General features: G+C 34.3%; 2 protein-coding genes. Both read left to right on the top strand.

From position 1 onward, the window contains the following. Window positions 1-203 precede the first annotated feature (203 nt). Window positions 204-863 carry a division plane positioning ATPase MipZ gene (locus CDZ78_RS20520; RefSeq protein ID WP_087871596.1) on the top strand — a complete coding sequence of 220 codons (660 nt, stop codon included), beginning with the start codon at window positions 204-206 and terminating at the stop codon, window positions 861-863. Beyond that, window positions 853-1,107: a hypothetical protein gene (locus CDZ78_RS20515; protein WP_087871595.1), complete on the top strand. Its 255-nt coding sequence runs from the start codon at window positions 853-855 to the stop codon at window positions 1,105-1,107. The genes CDZ78_RS20520 and CDZ78_RS20515 overlap by 11 nt, the downstream gene beginning before the upstream one ends. Window positions 1,108-1,322: the final 215 nt, after the last annotated feature.

Here is a 1,322-nt window from a genome sequence, read left to right as displayed (position 1 = left end):
TATGTAAAAGGTATTAAAAGGATATGTAAAGAGTATCAAAATAATACTTCACCTTTCATTATTCTTGTTCTGTAAAAATAGTTTTAAAAATGTTTCCTTTTTATTGGTGAGTATGATAATTCAGGCTATAATATAAACATACCAAAGAGATATTAAAAACATATCTTTTTGGTATGTAAATAATATAAAAAAGGAAACTAAAAATGATTTATTTAATTGCTGGCAGAAAAGGCGGGAGCGGAAAATCAACGGTCACAATGAACCTGGGAGTCGCTCTAGCGCACGATAAACAAGATGTTATTATTGTTGATGCAGATAAACAATCTTCAAGCTCCACATGGGTTTTAGAACGTTCAAGATATCAAAAAGATTTACCGAAAATTCATTGTGTCGCAAAATATGATGATATTTCGGATTCTCTTGAGGATTTAGATAGCCGGTATGGTTGCGTTCTTGTTGATCCAGCCGGTCGTGATTCAGAAGAAATGAGGTCGGCAATGACTGTTGCTCATGTTCTTATTGTTCCTTTGCGTCCATCTCAACTAGATCTAGACACAGTCCCCGAGTTAATGAAAATCATCAAAGATTCAAAACGCATTAATCCCAGATTAAAAGTTTTAAGTGTTTTATCAATCTGCCCCACAAATCCAATTATTAATGAGATCAGCGATGCAAAAGAATACCTGTCTGAGTTTCCAGAAATTAATTTATTAGACTCTATAATTTGTGATCGTAAAATTTACCGAGATTGTGTGTCTGACGGCCTAGGTGTACTTGAGTCAAAAACTTCTAGTGAGTCAGCTAAAAAAGCAAAGCAAGAGATTGTGAATTTTAAAAATGAGGTTATGAGTTATGGGCATTAAAAAGGCAAGTGAAAAAGCAAATAGTGAAGATTCTGTTGAGGTTAGCGCAGCGGAAAGAAAAAAGTTTATACAAGGGTTTGATAAAATTGAAGGTACTGCAGAAGTAAAAAAAGCAGTGCAAATTAAATTCACAAAAAGCGAGTTGGATTTACTAGAGCAGATTAAAGATCGAAAAGGACTTTCGCGTCTTGCTGTTATTCGTCTTGCGATTAATGAATTAGGTATCAAAGAGGGGTTAAAATAATACCTAATTCATATCAAAAAAATACCAAAAAGATACCTATTGTTATCTTTACTTGTAGTACCTTTTAATCCCTCTTAGATTCAACTAACAAGTGCAATTCATTTTTAAGAGACTGAGAGGGCCAGCAGATGGATCTAAAAGCTTCTAATGGGTAATAGGCTTAGTCTTTGTGACTTATGCGCGTATGCTTCTCTACCTGAGGTCATGTGGTAAGC

Origin of the sequence: Bathymodiolus platifrons methanotrophic gill symbiont (genome assembly GCF_002189065.1) — a bacterium.
Lineage (GTDB): Bacteria > Pseudomonadota > Gammaproteobacteria > Methylococcales > Methylomonadaceae > Methyloprofundus.
The sequence above is the reverse complement of the archived record's forward strand: the minus strand, read 5'-3'. Positions and strand labels throughout refer to the sequence as shown.

Bases quoted from the DNA above. Each gene is read 5' to 3' on its own strand.
- CDZ78_RS20520 (WP_087871596.1), top strand. From the start codon at position 204: ATGATTTATTTAATTGCTGGCAGAAAAGGCGGGAGCGGAAAATCAACG.
- CDZ78_RS20515 (WP_087871595.1), top strand. From the start codon at position 853: ATGGGCATTAAAAAGGCAAGTGAAAAAGCAAATAGTGAAGATTCTGTT.